Here is a 20,000-nt window from a genome sequence, read left to right on the forward strand (position 1 = left end):
CACCAGGTCCCCGTTCAGGCTCTGGACAGCCTTTGGGTCCGTAGGGTGTGGGTTCGAGCCCCACGGGCCCTCTCAGGCCATTGCTGGTCAGAGGCAGTTATGGCCTCCAGGCGGCTGCTCCGCGAGCCGGGGATCGCCGTCCGCAATCCGTCGCAGGCGGCCATCCCTGTATGCCGAACCTCGTCGGGGTGCGGTGGTGCTGTGTCACGACGCTCATCCGCCGTCGAGTGAGACCCTCCGTCGACCCCGGCGAGGCACCTTTCGAGTGCGCAGAGCGGTGGAGGCCAGGCCGGTGTGCTCGTGCCCCGTGCGTCGCCGCTCCATACTGATGGGGTGAGCGTGTTCACGGGTCTGGACGCCAGTGCCCGGCCCGGAGTGGAGATCCGGCTTCTCGGCGCGTTCTCCGTGACCGTATCGGGCGAGCGGGTGGTCCCGCGCGCGTGGAGACTGGCGAAGGCACAGCACGTCGTGAAGCTTCTGGCACTCGACTCGCGCCATCGCCTGCACCGTGACGAGCTGATCGACCTGCTGTGGCCCGACCGCCAGCCTCGATCGGCGGCGAACAACCTGTACCAGGCGCTGTCGGCCGCTCGGAGGGCCATCACGTCGGCCGGTGGTGACGGGCATGACTGTCTGCGCCTGGAGGATGAGTGGGTCACGTTCGCCCCTGAGGCCGGTGTCTGGGTCGATGTCGAAGCCTTCGAGGCACTGAGCTGCAGCAAGGACCCCAGGGACCTACGCGCGGCGTTGTCCTTGTACGGCGGCGAGCTGCTGGCCGACGACCGGTATGCCGAGTGGCTGATGGTGCGCCGCGCCGCCCTTGGCCGCGCGCGGAACGACCTGCTGCGAAGGCTGGCGCAGCATTGCCTGGACGCGGGGGACCTCGTCGAGGCGCGCAGGCTGTTGGAGAGGGTGCTCAACGACAACCCCGTGGACGAGAACGCCCACCAAGCCCTGATGCGCGTCCATGCGCACTCTGGCAACCGAGCCGCAGCACAACAACAGTTCGCTGCGCTCGAGCTGGCGTTGCGTGACGACCTCGACGTCGAACCTGCCGTCGAGAGTCGTCGCATCCTCGACCAGATCCGTAGGGGGAGGTTGGCGCCCCCCGAGCCCGTCACGTCCCGGGTGGCCGGACACTCGCGCGATCACCGTGACATCCCGAACAACCTCCCGACGGCGCTGAGCAGCTTCGTCGGGCGCGAGCGCGAGCTGGCTGAGCTCACGGTGGCCATCTCCCGTCGTCGCCTGGTGACACTCACAGGTCCTGGCGGGTGCGGCAAGACCAGACTCGCCACCGAGGTCGCCGCCCGATGCCTGGACGAGTCCCTGGACGGGGTCTTTCTGGTCGAGCTGGGTCCGCTCACCTCGAGGTCCGGGGTCGACCTCGAGATCGCACGCACCCTCGGCGTGCGTGGCGCCCCCCAGCAGGGCCTGATGAACGCGATCGCCGACCGGATCGGCACCGGACGGCAGCTGCTCCTGCTCGACAACTGCGAGCACCTGATCGACGCCGCGGCCGCGGTCGCCGAGACGTTGCTGTCGGCGTGCCCGCGACTCACCGTGGTCGCCACGAGCCGCGAGCCGCTTCGTGTGCCCGGCGAGTGGGTCCGTCGCGTGCCGTCACTGCGACTGCCGGACGTGGACGACCTGCCCGCGCCGAACGCGCTGACCCGGTACGAGTCGGTGCGTCTCCTCGTCGACCGGGTGTCTGTGGGCGACCCGGACTTCGAGCTCGACGAGTCCAACGCCGCCACGGCTGCCCAGATCTGCGTGCGACTCGACGGCCTGCCCCTTGCACTTGAACTGGCGGCGGCGCTGGTCCCTGCCCTGACTCTGGCTGCCGTCGCTGAGGGACTGGACGACCGGTTCCACCTGCTCACCGCCGGCCGGAGAACCGGGCTGACCCGGCATCAGACGCTCGAGGCCGCCATCGGGTGGAGCTTCGACCTCCTCCCCGACGAGCAACGGTCCCTGCTGTGTCGGCTGGCGACCTTCCGGGACAGCTTCGCCGTGCCGGAAGCGGTGGCGGTGGGGACCGCAACCGACACGAGTCCCGCTGCGGTAGCGGCACGGCTGGCCGACCTGGTGGACCGGTCGATGATCGTCGCCGAACCAGTCATGGACCAGCCACGTTTCCGCCTTCTCGAGACGATCCGGGAGTACGCCCTGACCGAGCTCCGCGACCGTGGTGCCGTCGAGGAAGCTCTCGACGCACATGCCAGGTGGTTCGCCTCGTACGTCGACCGCGCCGTGGGCGAGCTGACCGGACCCGAGCACCACCGATGGCTCGCACGACTCGACCAGTCACGCACCGACCTGAGGGCGGCCCTCGCGCGGCTACGCCGTATCGACCCCTCCGAGGCGGTTCGGCTCGCCTCCGCGATGTGGACATACTGGTTGTTGTTCGGGTACCTCGATGACGGCATCAGGGAGCTCGAGGCCGCGCTGGCCGTTGCGGACGGACCTTCCGAGGCGCGATCTGCGTGCTGGCTGGGCGTCTTCGCGCTGCACAGCAGATGGAAGGGCATCCGCAGCCCGAGCATGCACGGCTACATCGACAACGCCGTGGCCGAAGCACGTGCCGTCCGGGGCGCGGCAGCCGAGAGCAGGGCGCTCGTGTTCGACGGCATCCACCGGTTGTTCACCGACCTCGACCCCTTCGACGCCGCCGGGGCGCAATTCCACCGCGCCGAGGAGATCGCGTCCTCGGGCGGTCTGGTCACCGACCAGGCTTCGGCTCTTCATGCTCGCGCGGTGCTGGCGGCCCACTGCTCCCGAGTCGAGCTGTCCCATGAGCTCCTCCTGGAAACCCGTCGGCTGCTGAGATCTCAGCCGCGAGAGGCCGGCGCTGTGCTGATGCTGCCGGTCTGCCCGGTGACGACGTCCCGGCGGCTCGGGGTGCCCTGGTTGGTGTGGGAGGACACACTCATGCCACACCGCGCCACGGCTGGGCCATCAGCCGAGGCCTACGTCGAGGCGAACCTGGGAAGCCTGAAGCGGGCCGTGGGGCAAGGAGGCGAGGCCCGGGGGCACTTCGAACGGGCGCAGGCCACCTACCAGGACGAAGGCGACGAGTCCGGTGAGGCACTCGTGTTGGCACGGCTCGGCTCGCTCGCACTCGCCCAGGGCGAGCTCGAGCGAGCCAGACTCCGGATGGAAGAGTCCCTGGTCGCCTACGAGAATGTCGGCGACGTGCGCGGGCGTCACATGGTGATGCTCGGGCTCAGTAGGGTCGCGATTGAAGAGAGGACTCCCCGCACCGCCCGGAGGCTGCTGGACGATGTCCAGCGTGCCGCGCGGGAGCAGGGAGACCTCCCGGCGGTGCTGGGTGCGCTCGAGGTTCGTGGCGAGCTCGAGGTAGCCGTGGGTGCCTTCGGTGCGGGTCTCAAGGCGCTGCGCGAGGCGCTCGAGATATCGACGGTGATGGGTCAGCACCTGACGACTGCACTGGTCAGCCTCGACCTCGCCGACGCCCTTCGGCGAGCGGGCAGACCGACGGACGCCCTGGAGCTCGCGAGAGCGGCCCACACCACCTTCGAGACGCTCGGCTACGAACACGCAGCAGCGTGCTGCCGGCGCATCCTGACCGAGGCGGACGACTCACACCTGTTCAGCCCGCGCTAAGACCGTGCTCAGGTGTCAGGCGTAGACCTCTGTCTCGAACGGACCGGACTCGCGGGAAGGGTGAGACACATGCGCAATACACAGTCCACGGTGATCGGTGAGGCGACGCTCGCGGACCTGCGTGCGTCCCTCAAAGGGGACGTCATCACTCCACATGACGAGGAGTACCAGCTTGCCCGACGGGTGTGGAACGGCGCGATCGACCGCCATCCGGCCGTGGTCGCCCGGTGCACGGGGACAGCAGATGTGCTGAGCACGCTGGAGTTCGCCCGCAGCGAAGGTCTGCCGATCGCGGTGCGCGGTGGGGGTCACAACGTCGCCGGCTTCGGGACCTGTGACGACGGCCTTGTGCTCGACCTGTCGCCGATGAAGGGGATCAGGGTCGACACCTCTGCCGGCACGGTGCGAGCGCAGGGCGGCGTGCTGTGGGGTGAGCTCGACCGCGAGACCCAGGCCTTCGGGTGCGCGACGACCGGGGGCCTCGTCAGCACGACCGGGGTTGCCGGCTTCACACTCGGCGGCGGCATCGGCTGGCTGATGCGTCGCCACGGTCTCGCCGTGGACAACCTGTGCTCGGCCGACGTCGTCACCGCCGACGGGGCGCTCGTCACGACGAGCCTCGAGAGCGAGCCTGAGCTGCTGTGGGGGCTCAGGGGCGGAGGCGGCAACTTCGGCGTCGTCACATCGCTCGAGTTCGCACTGCACCCGGTGGGGCCACTTGTCGTCGGTGGGGCCGTGTTCCACCCCGCGGAGAGCGCAGGAGAGCTGCTGCGCTTCTACGCCGACTGGACCCGGTCCCTTCCCGACGAGCTCACCACCATGGTGGTCTTCCTCACCGCTCCGCCACAGCCGTTCATCCCGGCCGAGTACCAGGGGGCCCCGCTGGTCGCCGTCGCCGTCTGTCACACCGGCGACACCTCCGACGCCCTCGAGGCGCTCGTCCCACTTCGCGGGTTCGGGGAGCCGGTTGCCGACGTGATCGGCCCCATGCCCTACGTGAGCCTCCAGTCGCTGTTCGACCACTCCGCTCCGTACGGCATACGCACGTACTGGAAGACTGCCTATCTCGACGACCTCGACGAAGCCGGCATCGACGAGCTCGTCGCCCAGGCCGCCGCACTCCGCGATCTCTTCCCGCTGTCCGCGGTGCATCTGCACCACATGGAAGGTGCGTTGACCCAGGAGCCGCAGGGGGGCGCTGCGTTCGGGCACCGTGACCATCGGTTCGTGCTGAACCTGATCGGCATGTGGAGCGATGATGACGAGCACGCCAGGCACGTGGGCTGGGTCCGTGGAGCCTGGGACGCCATGCAGCGGCACACGACGGGTGCGCCCTATCTCAACTTCCTCGGCGACGAGGGGCTCGACCGGGTCCGGGACGCCTACGGGTCCCGAGCCTACGACCGGCTGGTCCAGGTCAAACGCCGCTACGACCCCGACAACATCTTCCGGATCAACCAGAACATCGACCCGGGCACGACATGAACGACACCCTCCCGGCGACACGACGTGCTGCCCGACGCTGGGCGCAACGGACCTCGGGCGGTCGTGCTCGGCACCTCGGTCGCCGGTGCTGCCACAGCCGTCAAGCTGGCACGACGTGGCTGAGAGGTCGCGGTCCTGGACCCCGACCTAGGTCGTTTCGGGGATGTGGCCCAGGTGCCGTAGGTGCACCTCGGGGCGCCACATGCATGCTGTGGAGGGTCAAGGTCGTCGGCGACCGCCACCGCAGTGCACTTCGTGCCGGACACGTGGCTCTACAGCACTCCGTCAGCGTCGTCGCAGCTGCGGCCGTCGCGGTCGTCACGGCGGTGCTGCTCGCTCGTGGCGGGCGCGAGGACGGCCCACTCGGTGCGCTGACCTGTGCCTCGACCGGGCGGTGCTGCTCCTGGCCGCCACCACCGCTCTGCTCGCCGGCTGACGGCCCAGGTCCCGCAGGCCGCCAGGTCGTGACCCCGCGCTCGTATGCTGGGACATCGGCACCAAACAAAGGGGCAGGGATGGCAGGCAGCAACGCGAACGCCAGCGCAGGCGCCGGCAGCGCGATCTACGGCCTCGGCGTGCTCGGCACAGTCGTCTACTTCTGGCAGCAGGCGGACGCGTTCTGGGAGTACGTGCTGGCCGTCGTGCAGGGCCTGGTCTGGCCCGCGATCATGGTCTACGAGGGGTTCGCCGCGCTCGCCGCCTGAGGCGCGACCCGCACGACCTCACCGTGCACGTCGCACACGGCCGCCAGCGTGTTGTAGACGGTGCCGAACTTCGTGAGGTTGCGGTGCATGAGCTCGGTGCGGCGTGCTGACTCGGTCGTGCTCACCCGCAGCGTGTAGTGCACCGACACGAACCGCGGCGGGCTGTCCTGACGCTCGGCGACGATCTCGACGTCCGCCTCGGTGTACTCGTAGCCCATCAGGACCCGGGCCCGCGCCAGGTTCTTCAGCAGGCAGGCCGCGAAGGCCGAGGCGAGCAGCTCGGCCGGCCCCGGCAACCCGGCATACGGCCTGCCCCACGTGCCGTCGAAGGGGATGACGGCCCCGGCGGCCTCGGCGCTGGCGCGGGAGGACGGCGAGGAGTGGGCGGTCACCCGGTATGCGGTAGAGGCTGCCGTCGCGGCGGGAGCGTCGTGGTGAACGTCGGTCATGGCTCCAGGGTGACCCGTCGATTCGGCCTGCCATAGGGGCCAAGGTCCCGGACTCAGCTGAAGGGGGCCCGGTGGTCCAGACGCACCGACTGCCGGCCCGCCCACCGCCAGATGCGGGCCGCGACGTCGCGGTCCTCGTCGGTGACCAGGTTGCCCATCCACCGCAGCGCAAGGGTCATCATCCAGGTCGAGCGCATGCCCACCGGCCCCAGCGTGGGCAGCACCCGCGGCACGGTCACGACACCGGCGAGCCGACGCGCGATGGAGAACGCCTCGCCGTAGTGCTCGGTCAGCACCCCGGGCCAGGTGGTGCCCAGCGGCAGGCCCGCGTCGATGGTCTCGGCGACCAGACGGCCCGTCTCCAGCCCGTAGTCGATGCCCTCGCCGTTGAGCGGGTTCACGCACCCGGCCGCGTCGCCGATGAGTGCCCAGTTGGCGCCCGCGACCCCGGAGACGGCTCCGCCCATGGGCAGCATCGCCGACAGCGGGGCCTGCATCGGCCCGGAGAGGCCGAACTCCTCCTGGCGGGCGTCGACGTAGAACTGCATGAGCGGCCTGAGCTGGATGTTCGCCGGGCGTCTGGCCGTCGCCAGCGTGCCGACCCCGACGTTGACCTGCCCTCCGCCCAGCGGGAAGATCCACCCGTAGCCGGACAGGATCTCGCCCTGCATGCCGCGCAGCTCCAGGTGCGAGCTGATCCAGGGGTCGGCGGAGCGGGTGGAGTCGACGTAGGCCCGGGCGGCCACCCCGAACACGGTGTCGCGGTGCCACTCCCGGCCGAGCATGCGGCCCAGCTGCGAGCGCACCCCGTCAGCGACCACCAGGTGGCGGCAGCGCACGGTGTGCCGCTCCCCCTCCACGTCGAGCACCACACCCGCCACGCGCTCACCGGACCACTCCACGTCCACCGCGCGGGCGCCCTCCAGCCCGAGGGCACCGGCCTTGACGGCGCCGGTGCGGATGTGGTCGTCGAGCTCGGTGCGCGGCACGGCCGAGCCGTGGTCGGGCAGCGACCCGCCGGGCCAGGGCAGCTCCAGCACCTGGCCGAAGCCGTGGGCGCGCAGACCCTGGTTGACGACGTGGGCACGCACCCAGTCGCCCAGGCCCAGCCGGTCGAGCTCGGCGACGGCGCGTGGGGTCAGGCCGTCCCCGCAGCTCTTGTCGCGCGGGAAGACGGCGGCGTCGGCCAGCACCACGTCGTGGCCCAGGCGCGCCGCCCAGGTCGCCGCTGCCGACCCCGCGGGCCCGGCACCCACGACCAGCACATCGGTCTCAGCGGGGATCGGTGTCGTGCTCACGCCCCGATTGTCCCAGGCCCACCCGGGTGCTCGGCACACCAGCACCCGCAGTGGCCGGCGCATCCTCCAGGTGCCGGACGACGACCGCGGCCGGGAAGGCCGCCCAGGCCACGGCCCCGACCATCTTGAAGGTCTCCTCGGCCACCCGGCGGGTGAGGGAGTCCCATCCGGTGAGGTCCAGCCCCACGGAGACCGCGAGGGCCGCGATCGCGAACAGCAGGATGCCGGTCTCCGGCAGCCGCCGGAAGACGTCCCGGAAGGCCACCAGCACGGCGACCGCAGCGACGGCATACAGCCCGTAGGTCACGAGCTCCGGCACCCCGAGGTAGTGCGGCAGCACCACCTCGTGCAGCAGGAACCGGTCGTCCAGGGTGAGCACGAGGCTCAGCAGCCCGAGGGCGAGCAGCATGGCGGCCAGGGACCCGTCGCGGCGGCGCAGGCCGATCGCCGCCACGAGGAAGACCCCCGCCCCGGCCGCCCAGACGAAGAGGTTGAGCGAGGCGACGGCACCGGCGTGCCAGGCGATGCCGGTGACCTCCACCGCGTCGCTCATGAGGTCCATCGGGTCCAGGCTCCCGCCGGTCAGCACACCGGCCAGCGGGGCGGGTGCCGACAGGGCCAGACCGACCACCACGGCGGCCACGACCCAGGGCCAGGGGAAGCGGGTGTCGTCTCCGGGCATGGCCACCACGGTAGGTGCGTCGTGCGTCCCGGCCGCGTGAGACCCCCGTCCTGGCGTGTCGGCCCGCGTGGTGCACGCCGTTGCTCCACGGGGAATCGCGCACCCGGGTCCCGGGATCGTCGACAGTCCGACGCTAGGGTGGCCGCATGGCTATGTCGCCCCGAGCCCTCATCGTCTGCACGGGCCGGGACCGTGGGGCCCTGGCCGGCGCCCGTGCGCTGCACGACGCGGGGTGGTCCGTGGGGGCGGGCACCCCGACCGGGTCCGGCATGGTCACCGCCTCCCGTGCCGTGTCCGCCAGCCACCTGGTGCCGCGTCCCCGCGGTGACGGACGCGCTTTCGTGAGGGGGGTGCGGGCAGCCGTCGCCGACGGCGCCTATGACGTGGTGCTCGGTGGCGGTGACGACTGGATGGCCGGGCTGTCGGCCTACCGGGACGAGATCCCGACGGCGGTGGCGCACCCGCCGTTCGAGGCCGTGCGCAGCGCGCTCGACAAGGTCGACCTGGCTGACGCCGCGCACGCCGTGGGGCTGGGGGCGCCGCACACCGTGGCCGCCACCGACGACGCACTCCGGGAGTGGTCCGGCCCCGTCGTGGTCAAGTGCCGCACCCACTGGTCGCCGGGGCAGCGACGTCGCCACCGCATCGACGCCCGGCTGTTCCCCGACCCGCACGCCGCCCGGGCCCAGGTGGAGCACATCCGCGCCTCGGGGGCCGAGCCCGTGCTCCAGGAGCCGGTCGAGGGTCGTCTGGGTGCCGTGATCGGGCTGTTCGACGACGGCCGGCTGCACGGGCGGGTCCAGCAGACCACGTCCGGACTCTGGCCGACCCCCTCCGGGATGTCGTCGCGGGCCCGGACCGTCGCGGTCGACCAGGACCTGGTGACACGGGTCGAGCGGCTCCTCTCCCGCATCGGCTGGTGGGGCCTGGTCGAGCTGCAGTTCCTCACCGACGCCACCGGGGTGCCCCGGCTGATCGACCTCAACGGCCGCTTCTTCGGCTCGCTGGCGCTCACCAACGCCGCCCGACCGGGGCTGGTCGACGCGTGGTGCCGGGCGGCCCTGGGCCACCCGGTGCCGACGCTGCCGGACGCACCGGGGGGCCACCGGTACTCATGGCTCGCCGGAGACCTGCGTCGAGCCCGCACGGAGCGCCGCGGGGGCCTCGTCGCCGATGTGCTGGACAGCCTCCGCTGGGGCCTCGGCGCCCAGCACAGTGTCTGGGACCGTGCCGACCCCTGCCCCACCCTCCAGCTGGTCCGCGAGCGGATCTCCGGGGAGCACGCCGGCACCGACGAGCCCTTCCTGGCCCCGTCCCGGTCCGCGACGGGCACGGCTGCAGCGGGCTGACCGGCATACCTGCTCCTTGCTAGGTTGGTCGGCACGCCGACTCGGGAGACCCCCGGAAGGAGCACGAGGATGCCGACGACGTCCCCAGCCCGCACGGTCCCGGAGGCAGGCGAACAGCTTGCCGCCTGGGCTCGGTCGATCCGCAAGCACGAGCCCGACGACTTCGTCGCGGCCCGACGGATCGCGCGACGGCTCGGGGCCACCTGGACGGGTGACCGGGTCGAGATCGGCTTCTGGGCGCCGCAGCTCGTCGAGACCGGCACCCCCGACGAGCACGTGGCCCTCGAGGTGCTGCTGCCGCCGGAGGGCCTCGACCTGTCGGTGCCGGACCAGGAGGTGGTCTTCCGGCGGGCCCAGCTGCCGGTCGTGGCGGACGGGGAGTACCGCTGGGCCGTCCTGGAGGGGGTGCAGCCGGGGACCCGCGACCGGGTCGGCGCGCTCTACCAGCTCGTCTGGCAGGACGACCGGGGCCACCGGCACGTCATCCTCGACGTCGTCGCGCACTCGCTACCCTTCGGCGCGTTCGGCCCGGCCGAGGTCTACGACGTGGCCGGGATGCAGGCGGCGCGCGGTGACGGCGACTACTACGCCGCGCTGGCGGACCGCGCCGACGCGCAGGGCGTGGTGCACTTCGACCCGCCCACCAACATCCTGCAGCTCCATGTGCCGACGGCCACGACCCAGGGGACCGTCGGTGCCCTGGCCGAGCAGTTCCGCTCGCTGGGCGAGGCGCTGCACACCGGCCGCCGGCTCACGGCCGAGGAGGAGGTGCTGGCGGGCTACGAGGCGCTCCAGCCGTTGCCGCTGGAGCCCACGATCGAGTACGAGCTCGGCCCCCGCGCGGTGCAGCGCGTCGACGAGGGTCCTGCCGACGCCCCCGAGGTGACGCTGCGGCTGCGGCGCCCCGACATGACCAACTGGGGCTACGACATCGTGCTGGCCGGCTCCTCGGCCACCAACCCGGCCCTGCTCGCCGACGGGCGCCCCGACGAGGTCGTCGACCTCGCCGCCGCGCTGCACAGCCTGCCCGAACCGATGATGCTCGTCCTCGACGTCGTCTACGGCCACACCGACAACCAGGCGCTCTCCCTGCTGCCCTCCCCCTGGTTCCGTGGCCCCAACATGTACGGCCAGGACGTCAACCAGCAGCACCCGGTCGTGCGGGCCCTCATGCTGGAGATGCAGCGCCGCAAGGTCGACCTCGGCGCCGACGGGGTGCGGGTCGACGGTGCCCAGGACTTCAAGACGTGGGACGCCGCCAAGCAGGTGGTCGCCCACGACGACGACTTCCTGGCCCGTATGTCGCAGGTCGAGCAGTCGGTGCACGGAGTGCGCTACCTGCCGTGGTTCGTCTTCGAGGACGGCCGGCCGTGGCCCCGTGAGGACTGGCCGGTCGCCTCGACCTACCGTGCCGTCATCGACCAGCAGCCCGACGCCTTCCAGTGGGGGCCGATCACCTTCGCCCACAACACCCCGGCCCTGCACGGGTTCTGGGACGAGCGCTGGTGGCGCGTGGAGCAGATCTTCACCACCGGCAGCCACTGGATCTCCGGCAGCGCCAACCACGACACCGTGCGACGCGGCACCCAGATCCCGCTGGACGAGCCGGTCAACCCCGCCCTCGGCGACACGCTGCCGCAGATCCTGGGCAACGCCTACGACAACGCCGGCGCACAGATGCTGACGTATGCCGCGTTCCCCGGTGTGCCGATGGACTTCCTCAACGCCACCGCGCGGGCCCCGTGGGGCTTCATCCGCAACGCCGACGACCGCTACGGCGTGAAGATCGTGGCCGAGGAGTCGCTCTTCCTCTGGTGGCAGGTCGACGAGGAGCGCTGGTCGCAGCCCGGCGCTTTCGCCCGTCTGCGCGACCTGGGTCTCGGGACGCTGGAGGACGCCCGTGCCTTCTTCGCCGCCCTGGCCCGGTGTGTCGAGGCAGCCGGTGACGACCTGACCACTGCTGCCGAGCTCATGGCGGGCGTGACCCCGCGCCTGCCCGGGCCGGAGCCCACGACCTCCAGCCTCAAGCAGGTGGCCCGGGCGTTCATGGACGACGCGCACGACTTCTGCTCGGTGCCCCGGTGGCTGCCCTCGCTGGACCCTGCCCGCACCGCCTTCAACCGCTCGGTCAGGGAGTTCCGGCACTCCCGGCCCTGGCTGCGCGAGGACGCCGGGCCGCAGGACCGCTACGGCCACAGCACCGAGGACGGCGCGTTCCTGGCGCACAGCCTGCGCCACGGGCCGGACGGGGAGCAGGTGCTGCTGGTGGTCAACCTGGCGGGCGACCCCGTCGACGTCCTCTGCGCCAAGGTGCCGGACGCACCGCTCGAGGCCGCCGGGTGGCAGCCGGAGCTGCTGGCCCCGGGCGTGGAGTGGACGGGCGCCGACGCCCCCCTCCACCTGGCCGACAGCCAGGGCGTGGTGCTGGTCCGCCGTCCCTGAGCCTCGTCGCGGGTCGCTCGCGGGTCAGCCGCGGACGGGTCGGGAGCTCGCGACGTCGTCCACGATGGTGATGATGTTCCTGAGGTTCGCCAGCAGCGACCCGTAGACCGGCCAGAGCATGTGCGGCAGGTCCCTGGTCGACATCTCGCTCGTCAGCTCGTCGACGTCCCGGCGCAGGGGTGCGACGTCCCCCTGCGGGTCGCCGACGCGCCGGCCCGTCTCCTCCAGCAGGTCGAGCCAGCGCTCGCGGAAGTGGTCGTCCCACTGCTCCGAGGACACCGTGGACTCGTGGATCATCCTGGCCATCCCCCGGGCCTGGGCGATGCCCTCCTCGACCCGCCTGAGCACCTCCTCGTAGCCCGCCGGGTCGCCCGCCTTGCGCGACAGCTTCCTGCGGGGGTTCCACCGGCCGCTCTCCCGTGACTCCCTGACGACTCTCCAGACGTCGTCCAGGTCGTCGTCGAGCCGGCGCGTGCGGTCGATCCACCTCTGGGAGTCGTCGTCGCTCCACTGCTCACGCATCTCGCGGGCCATGTCCTCCAGCAGGTCGCCGAGGTCGCGGTCGATCCGGTCGAGCTGCTGCTCGGCGCTCCTGTCGACCAGGGGTGGGACGACCACGAGGTTGACCAGCACCCCGACGCTCACCCCGATGAGCACGTCGAAGATGCGGTCCATGAGCATCGACTCCTGCAGCGTCCAGCTCGTCGTCAGCACGAAGAGTGCCGTGGTCGCCGCGGTCACCCCCTCGTCCCGGAGCAGGGACACCCGGGCCACCAGCAGCCCGACGAAGAGGGTCACGCCCAGCGCCACCAGGCCCATCCCGAACAGCTCCACCGCCAGGTAGGACAGCACGATGCCGAGGACGGTCGCAGCGACGGTCTGGGTGCCGTGTGACACGCTGCGGTGGACCGTGATGTGGACCGCCAGGAGCGCGGTCCACGGCGCCAGGAAGGCCGAGGTCAGGTCGAAGACGTTGACTGCCAGCACCCAGGCGATGAGCGCGGCCGCCACGGACTTGGTGATCTGCAGCAGGTCGGTCTGCAGCGACGGCTGTCGGGCGGCGCGGACGGCGCGGGACGGAGCGGACCTGACGGAGTCGAGGACGGTGCTCATCACCCCACCCTGGCCGCACCGGTCCCGCGCGGCAAGGCCGCGTGCCACGTCGGGTCTCAGGCGCGGGCCGCGCGCGAGCCCGCCTCGTTGCCGACGATGCGGATGATGTTGAGCAGCGCCGACACGAGCGTGCCGTAGATCGGCCACAGCACGTCGGACATCCGGCGCTCGGCGAGCTCCTTGGCGAGCGCACGCACCTCGTCGGTCAGCGCCGCCAGGTCCCCCTCCGGCTCGGAGATGCGCCGGCCCACCTCCTCCAGCAGGTCGCACCAGCGCTCCGCGAAGTAGTCGTCCCACTCCACGGCGTCGACCGTCGACTCGTGGATGAGGCGCACCATGCTGCGGGTCTGCGCGATGCCCTCCTCGAGCCGGACGAGCGTCAGCTCGTACTCGGCCGGGTCGCCGATCGCCTCCTGCGACCAGCGTCGCCGGGGGTTCCAGCGCACGCTCTCCTGGGCCTCGCGCACGAGCTCCCACGCGTTGTCGAGGTCGTCGTCCAGCTTGCGGGTGCGGTCGACCCAGACCGAGGAGTCCTCGTCGGTCCAGGGCCGGCGGGCGTCCTCGGCCAGGTCCATCAGCAGCCGGCCCAGGCCGCGGTCGATGCCCTCGACGTACTGCTCTGCCATCTGGGTGTTGAGGGGAGGCACGACCAGCACGTTGACCAGCACCCCGATGACCACGCCGGCCAGCGTGTCCAGCACCCTGTCCAGCAGCATCGTCTCATCGACCCGCCAGTTCGTCGTGAGGACGAACAGCGCGGTCGTCGCCACGACGATGCCCTCGTCACGGATGTAGCCGATGCGCGACAGCAGCAGCCCGATGAGGAGCACCATGCCGAGGGTGCCCACACCCATGCCGAAGAAGAACGGGAAGCCGTAGGCCAGGCCCACGCCGAGCAGCGTGGCCAGGACGATCTGCATCCCGCGCGACAGGCTGCGGTGGATCGTGGCGTGCACCGTCATCAGGGCGGTCCAGGGCGCGAGGAACGGCTGCGCCAGCTCGAAGACGTTGACCGCCAGCAGCCAGGCGATCATCGCGGCCAGCACGGACTTGAGGATCTGCAGCAGGTCGGCCTGCGTGGTGGGACGGTTCAGGGTCTCCGTCAGCCGCTGCCAGGCGGAGGGAGAGGTGGTCACAGGGGGGTTCACCTTCTCACTCTGGCCGACCCCTGCCTCGGTCACATAAACTCCCAGCGCGCCACACCCGCAGGGGTGAGACCGTGGTCACGGAGGTGACGGGTGCGGCCCGGTCAGGTGCGTGTGGTGGGATCAGGGCCATGACCGAGCGCAGGGGCGTCATGGACTGGATGTTCCGCAGCCGTGAGGACGACCGCATCGTCATCGGGCAGCTCCCCAACCTGCCCATCTGGGTCTTCCTGGCCGCCACCGTCGCGAGCTGGGTGCTGCCGGAGCCGTCGACGGCCTTCACGGCCGCCCGCGTCGTCGCCACGGGAGCGCTGACCTGGTGGGCCGTGGACGAGCTGGTGCGGGGCGTCAACCCCTTCCGCAGGCTGCTGGGGGCCGGGGCCCTGCTCTGGGTGGTCTCCGGCCTGGTCGGCCTGCGCTGAGAGCATGAGGGCACAGGAGCAGCTCTCGCTGGGTCGGCGTCTGCTGCTGGCCGCCGTCATGGTGACGGTGATGCTGGGGGTGCCCCTGACCGCAGGGACCGCCCTGGGCGGGTCCACCGTGGCGAGCGCGGCAGCCCTGGGCGCCGCCTTCACCCTGCTGCTGACCCTGCGCACCGGGACCGCCCTGGCCCTGAGGGCGCTGCCCGTGCTCCTCGTCGTCATCGCCGCCGCTGCGCTGAGCGTCGGGACGTGGTGGTGGGTGGCCCTGCTGGCCGCGCTCGGCCTGCTGGCGGGCCTGGGGTCCACACGGGGCCTGCTCGTGCCGTTGGCACTCGCCGGGATGCTGGCCGGGTCGACCCCTGCCCTTGGCGCCGGGGAGGACCTGGCCGTCCGGCTGACCGCAGCCGGAGCGGCCGGCCTCTACGCGGTGGTGGCGGCACGACGGCTGGGCCTGCCGCACGAGGTCCCTGCCGTCCGCACCCCGCAGGGCACCGCGGTCGCCGTCGGGGTGACGCTCGGGGCGGTCGTGGCCGTGGCCGCCACCATCGCGCTGCTGTCGGACCAGCCGCACGCCGCCTGGGTGCCGGTCAGCGTGTTCGTCCTGGCGGTTCCGACGCCGGGGGTCCGGGTCGAGCACGGCGCCCGGCAGCGGCTGCTCGGGACGGCGCTCGGCCTCCCGCTCGCCCTCCCCACGGTCGCGCTCGACCTGCCCGAGCAGCTCCGCCTCGCCCTCGCGGTGCTCCTGCTGCTGCTGGTGGTCGTGACGGCGCGGTCGCTGCTGCCCAACGCCGCCCTGACCACCGCGCTGCTCGTGCTGCTGCTGGACGCGCCGTCCGGTGGGCTGGCGGCCGGCACCGCCCGGCTCGTCGACGTGGCCCTGGCCGTCGCCCTGGTGCTGGTCGGACTCGCCGTGCTCACCCTGTGGTCCCGGCGGCGCGACGACCTAGGGTTGCTGGACGGCATACCCGCACTGACCGCCCCGACGCCCGAAGGACCCCGGATGAGCCCTGCGACCCCTGCCCCTGCGCGCGACGCCGAGTGGTGGAAGTCCGCCGTCGTCTACCAGATCTACCCCCGCTCGTTCGCCGACTCCGACGGCGACGGCGTCGGTGACCTGCGCGGGGTCATCGGACGGCTGGACTACCTGCAGACCCTGGGCGTCGACGTCGTGTGGCTGTCCCCGGTCTACGCGTCCCCGCAGGACGACAACGGCTACGACATCAGCGACTACCAGGGCATCGACCCGACGTTCGGCACCCTGGCCGACCTCGACGAGCTCATCAGCGGCCTCCACGAGCGGGGGATGCGGATCGTGATGGACCTGGTCGTCAACCACACCTCCGACGAGCACCCGTGGTTCGTCGAGTCGCGCTCCGGCACGGACAACCCCAAGCGCGACTGGTACTGGTGGCGGCCGGCCCGGCCCGGCCACGAGCCCGGCAGCCGCGGCGCCGAGCCCACCAACTGGGAGTCGTTCTTCTCCGGCCCGACCTGGGAGCTCGACCCCACCACGGGCGAGTACTACCTGCACCTGTTCTCCCGCAAGCAGCCCGACCTCAACTGGGAGAACCCCGAGGTGCGCGAGGCCGTCTACGCGATGATGCGGTGGTGGCTCGACCGGGGCGTCGACGGCTTCCGCATGGACGTCATCAACCTGATCTCCAAGGCGACCCACGACGACGGCACGCTGCCCGACGGCCCCAGCATCCCCGGCACCGCCCTCGGCGACGGCACGCCCTACTTCATGAACGGTCCCCGCATCCACGAGTTCCTGCAGGAGATGCACCGTGAGGTGCTCGCCGGCCGGGACCTCATCACGGTCGGTGAGATGCCCGGCTCCACGATCGACCAGGCCGTGCTCTACACCGACCCCGCCCGCGGAGAGGTCGACATGGTCTTCACCTTCGAGCACATGAACCTCGACATCGGCCGCAGCGGCATCAAGTGGGACGTCGCCCCCCTGCGTCTCACCGACCTCAAGGCCAACCTGACCCTCTGGCAGGAGGGCCTGGCCGCGACGGGGTGGAACTCGCTCTACTGGAACAACCACGACCAGCCACGCGCGGTGTCCCGCTTCGGTGACGACAGCCCCGAGCACCGGGTGACCTCCGCCAAGACGCTGCTGACCGTGCTGCACCTGCTGCGCGGCACGCCCTACGTCTACCAGGGCGAGGAGCTCGGCATGACCAACGCCCCGTTCGCCACGATCGAGGACTACCGCGACATCGAGTCGCTCAACTATGCCCGCAGCGCCCTGGCACAGGGCCACAGCACCGACGACGTGCTCGCCTCGCTCACGGCCAAGAGCCGCGACCACGCCCGCACCCCGATGCAGTGGGACGGCAGCGAGCACGCGGGCTTCACCGCCGGGACGCCCTGGATCGCGGTCAACCCCAACCACACCGAGATCAACGCCGCCGCAGCGCTCGAGGACCCCGACTCCGTGCTGCACCACCTGCGGCTGCTGGTCGAGCTGCGGCACACACAGGACGTCGTGGTCCACGGCGGCTACCACCTGCTGCTGCCCTCCGACGAGCAGGTGTTCGCCTACCTGCGCACCCTGGAGGGTCAGAGCCTGCTCGTGGTCGCCAACATGTCCGGCGCGCCCGCGACCGTCGACCTCGCCGAGCACGCCGCGCACCTGGACGGCCCGGTGCTCGTGAGCACGCACCGCGACGTGCAGCGCGAGGGGACCCGCCTCACCCTGGCCCCCTGGGAGTCCCGAGCCCACCTCACGCGCTGAGCCGGCGCCGAGCCGTTGCCATCGGCCCTGCCCAGGGAGCAAGGTGGTGCTGTCGAGTCCCCGTCGCGAGGAGCACCATGCCTGTCCAGCCGCCGTCGTCGTCCGGGGTCTACCTCGAGGAGTCCCCGGACGACCATCACTGGATCCGGCCGGTCGACAGCTCGACGACGGCGTTCGTCGACTTCTTCGCCCGCGGCCCGCTGGACCACCCCCTCGTGGTCGACAGCTACCAGGAGTTCGTGACGGCCTACGGGGGTCTCGACGCGCGCAGCGAGGCGAGCTACGGCATCCGGCAGTTCTTCCAGCACGGCGGCCGGCGTGCCGTGGTGCTCCGGGTTGCGCCGGCCGAGGCCGACCGGGCCCGCGCTGCCATGCTGACCCTGACCGACGGACACGAGCCGCTGCTCACCGTCGAGGCGCACACGCCCGGCCACTGGGGCAACGAGCTGCAGGTGGGGGTGGAGGTCGGGGACAGCCAGGGCCGGTTCGTCCTGGTGGTGCGCCAGGTCGCCCGTCTGCGCGGAGAGCTGCGGGTGGTCGAGTCCGAGGTCCACGACGACCTGAGCATGGACCAGGACGACCCCCGGTACGCGCCGACGACCGTGACCAACAGCTCCGCGCTGGTGCACCTGGTCGACCACCTGCTGGAGGACGGCGGTGCCGACCGCCCGCTGCCCGAGCTCACCGCCGCGACGGTGTCCGACCCGGCCACGCTGCGCGACCCCGGCTGCCCCGGCTTCCGCGCGCTCACCGGCGGGAGCGACGGGGGACGGCCCTCCGCGCTGGACCTGGCCCGCGGCATGCCCCTGCTCGACCACGCCGACGAGACGATCGGAATCGTCTGCATTCCTGCCATGGCGAACCTCGACCACGGCTACGGGTCGGTCGTCGGCGCCGCCCTGGCCTACTGCCGGCAGCGGCGCGCGTTCCTGCTCGTCGACCCCCCGCTCACGGTCACGAACAGTGCGGACATGGCGGCCTGGGTAGGCCGTCACGGTGCCCTACGGGACCCCAACGCCGCGTTCTACTTTCCCCCGCTGCAGGTCGAGGACCCGCTCGCCGCCGGCCGGCCACGGGTCGTCGCGCCCAGTGGCGTCGTGGCCGGGGTGTGCTCGCGCCTCGACGGCGAGGAAGGTGTCTGGAAGGCACCGGCGGGCATCGAGGCCAGGGTCCGCGGTGCCACCCCCGTCACCGAGCTCCTCGACGCCGACCAGGACCTGCTCAACCCGATCGCGGTCAACGTCATCCGGACCTTCCCACGCGTCGGGACGGCCGTCTGGGGAGCCCGCACCTCCGTGGGGCTCGACGGGCGGGTCAGCGAGTGGCGCTACGTCTCCGTGCGCAGGCTCGCCCTGATGGTCGAGGAGAGCCTCATGCAGGGTCTGCGCTGGGCCGTGTTCGAGCCCAACGACGAGACCCTGTGGTCGCGCATCCGCGGCGACGTGGAGGTCTTCCTGCACGACCTGTTCCGGGAGGGGGCCTTCGTCGGCGCCACGCCGAGAGAGGCCTTCTTCGTGACCTGTGACCGCACGACGACCACCCCCGGCGACATCTCCGACGGCGTGGTGAACCTGGTGGTGGGTGTCGCCCCCAGCAAGCCCAGCGAGTTCGTCGTGGTCCGCCTGCGGCTGCGCGCGGGCCTCTCCCCCCGCTGACCGCGGGGAGGGCGGGCCTCAGAGCATCGTGAAGTCGGCCGTCTCCGGGTCCGGGAACATCCGCTCGTCGGTGTCGAGCGCGGTCACCGCGGCCATCTCGGCCTCGCTCAGCTCGAAGCCGAAGAGGTCGATGTTGGAGGCGATGCGCTCCGGGGTCACCGACTTGGGGATGACGACCGTGCCGTTCTGCACGTGCCAGCGCAGCACCACCTGGGCCGGGGTCACGCCGTGCGCCTCGGCGGCCTCGGTGACCGCGGCCTGGTCGAGGTCCTTGGCCTGCCCGAGGGGCGCGTAGGCCTCGGTCGCGATGCCGTGTGCGGTGCCCGCCTGCTGGGTGGCCACCTGCTGGAAGCTCGGGTGCAGCTCGACCTGGTTGACCGCCGGCGTGACCTCGGCCTGCTCCATGAGCGTGCGCACGTGCGGCGGCAGGAAGTTGGAGATGCCGATCGCACGGACGGCGCCCTCGGCATACAGCTTCTCCATCGCCTTCCAGGTCTCGACGTACCTGCCCCACGACGGCACCGGCCAGTGGATGAGGTAGAGGTCGACGGTGTCGAGACCGAGCCGTCGGCGGCTGTCGTCGTAGGCCTTCAGGGTGGCCTCGGTGCCCTGCTCGCCGTTGCGCAGCTTGGTGGTGACGAAGACCTCGTCGCGCGGCAGCCCGCTCGCCCGGATGGCGGCCCCGACCCCGGCCTCGTTGCCGTAGGCGGCCGCGGTGTCGATGTGCCGGTAGCCGGCCTCCAGCGCCTGCTCGACCGCCACCTGCGTCTGGCCGTCGGGGATCTGGAAGACCCCGTAGCCGACCTGCGGGATGTGGACGCCGTTGTTGAGTGCGATCTGCGGAACAGTCATGCCACAGGCAGCGTGGCGCACCCGCCACGCTATT

Annotated in this window: 14 protein-coding genes and 1 pseudogene; 9 read left to right on the plus strand and 6 right to left on the minus strand. The window is 71.7% G+C overall.

The features are described 5' to 3' along the window. Positions 1–333: 333 nt before the first annotated feature. The 3 genes from LVO85_RS11230 (at position 334) to LVO85_RS11240 (ending at position 5,816) form a co-directional block, all read left to right on the plus strand. Positions 334–3,627 carry a BTAD domain-containing putative transcriptional regulator gene (locus LVO85_RS11230; RefSeq protein ID WP_232747573.1) on the plus strand — a complete coding sequence of 1,098 codons (3,294 nt, stop codon included), beginning with the start codon at positions 334–336 and terminating at the stop codon, positions 3,625–3,627. 69 nt (positions 3,628–3,696) lie between these two features. Then, a complete protein-coding gene (locus tag LVO85_RS11235; protein ID WP_232747574.1) occupies positions 3,697–5,112 on the plus strand; it encodes an FAD-binding oxidoreductase in 1,416 nt (471 codons plus the stop codon). A 515-nt stretch (positions 5,113–5,627) separates the two neighbouring features. After that, complete coding sequence (locus LVO85_RS11240) at positions 5,628–5,816, plus strand: hypothetical protein (RefSeq protein ID WP_232747575.1); 189 nt, start codon at positions 5,628–5,630, stop codon at positions 5,814–5,816. Here LVO85_RS11240 and LVO85_RS11245 read toward each other — a convergent pair. From LVO85_RS11245 to LVO85_RS11255, 3 genes are read right to left on the minus strand one after another with little or no spacing between them, the layout of a single operon-like run. Then, positions 5,786–6,265: an OsmC family protein gene (locus tag LVO85_RS11245; protein ID WP_232747576.1), complete on the minus strand. Its 480-nt coding sequence runs from the start codon at positions 6,263–6,265 to the stop codon at positions 5,786–5,788. The two genes, LVO85_RS11240 and LVO85_RS11245, sit on opposite strands and share 31 nt — an antisense overlap. Before the next feature lie 53 nt (positions 6,266–6,318). Further along, a complete protein-coding gene (locus LVO85_RS11250; RefSeq protein WP_232747577.1) occupies positions 6,319–7,563 on the minus strand; it encodes a geranylgeranyl reductase family protein in 1,245 nt (414 codons plus the stop codon). After that, the gene (locus LVO85_RS11255) at positions 7,538–8,245 is read right to left on the minus strand and encodes a hypothetical protein (protein ID WP_232747578.1); all 708 of its coding nucleotides are present in this window, start codon (positions 8,243–8,245) and stop codon (positions 7,538–7,540) included. Before LVO85_RS11255 ends, LVO85_RS11250 begins: the two co-directional genes overlap by 26 nt. A 146-nt stretch (positions 8,246–8,391) precedes the next feature. On the opposite strand from LVO85_RS11255, the gene LVO85_RS11260 reads away from it, so the two are divergent. Next, entirely contained in the window at positions 8,392–9,594 is a 1,203-nt protein-coding gene (locus LVO85_RS11260) for an ATP-grasp domain-containing protein (protein ID WP_232747579.1), read from the plus strand. Between the two features lie 69 nt (positions 9,595–9,663). Next, the gene (gene gghA / locus LVO85_RS11265) at positions 9,664–12,036 is read left to right on the plus strand and encodes a glucosylglycerol hydrolase (protein ID WP_232747580.1); all 2,373 of its coding nucleotides are present in this window, start codon (positions 9,664–9,666) and stop codon (positions 12,034–12,036) included. Positions 12,037–12,060: 24 nt separating this feature from the next. Here the strand turns inward: gghA and LVO85_RS11270 are convergent, their stop codons facing one another. Then, positions 12,061–13,149: an FUSC family protein gene (locus LVO85_RS11270; RefSeq protein ID WP_232747581.1), complete on the minus strand. Its 1,089-nt coding sequence runs from the start codon at positions 13,147–13,149 to the stop codon at positions 12,061–12,063. A 56-nt stretch (positions 13,150–13,205) separates the two neighbouring features. Beyond that, positions 13,206–14,285, minus strand: coding sequence for an FUSC family protein (locus tag LVO85_RS11275; protein WP_232747582.1), 1,080 nt, complete (start codon positions 14,283–14,285; stop codon positions 13,206–13,208). Between the two features lie 140 nt (positions 14,286–14,425). On the opposite strand from LVO85_RS11275, the gene LVO85_RS11280 reads away from it, so the two are divergent. From LVO85_RS11280 to LVO85_RS16845, 4 genes and pseudogenes are all read left to right on the plus strand, one after another. Beyond that, positions 14,426–14,716 carry a hypothetical protein gene (locus LVO85_RS11280; protein ID WP_232747583.1) on the plus strand — a complete coding sequence of 97 codons (291 nt, stop codon included), beginning with the start codon at positions 14,426–14,428 and terminating at the stop codon, positions 14,714–14,716. A 340-nt stretch (positions 14,717–15,056) separates the two neighbouring features. Then, a pseudogene (locus tag LVO85_RS17085) lies at positions 15,057–15,605 on the plus strand (FUSC family protein); the annotation flags it as partial. A 111-nt stretch (positions 15,606–15,716) separates the two neighbouring features. After that, entirely contained in the window at positions 15,717–17,459 is a 1,743-nt protein-coding gene (locus LVO85_RS11285; RefSeq protein WP_232747712.1) for a glycoside hydrolase family 13 protein, read from the plus strand. 77 nt (positions 17,460–17,536) lie between these two features. Beyond that, positions 17,537–19,114 (plus strand): phage tail sheath family protein, encoded by a 1,578-nt coding sequence (locus tag LVO85_RS16845; RefSeq protein WP_269813339.1) that lies wholly within the window; start codon positions 17,537–17,539, stop codon positions 19,112–19,114. A gap of 18 nt (positions 19,115–19,132) precedes the next feature. Here LVO85_RS16845 and LVO85_RS11300 read toward each other — a convergent pair whose 3' ends face one another. Next, positions 19,133–19,966 carry an aldo/keto reductase gene (locus tag LVO85_RS11300; RefSeq protein WP_232747584.1) on the minus strand — a complete coding sequence of 278 codons (834 nt, stop codon included), beginning with the start codon at positions 19,964–19,966 and terminating at the stop codon, positions 19,133–19,135. Positions 19,967–20,000: the final 34 nt, after the last annotated feature.

It is taken from the genome of Ornithinimicrobium sediminis (genome assembly GCF_021272345.1).
In the GTDB taxonomy this organism is placed as follows: Bacteria; Actinomycetota; Actinomycetes; order Actinomycetales; family Dermatophilaceae; genus Ornithinicoccus; species Ornithinicoccus sediminis_B.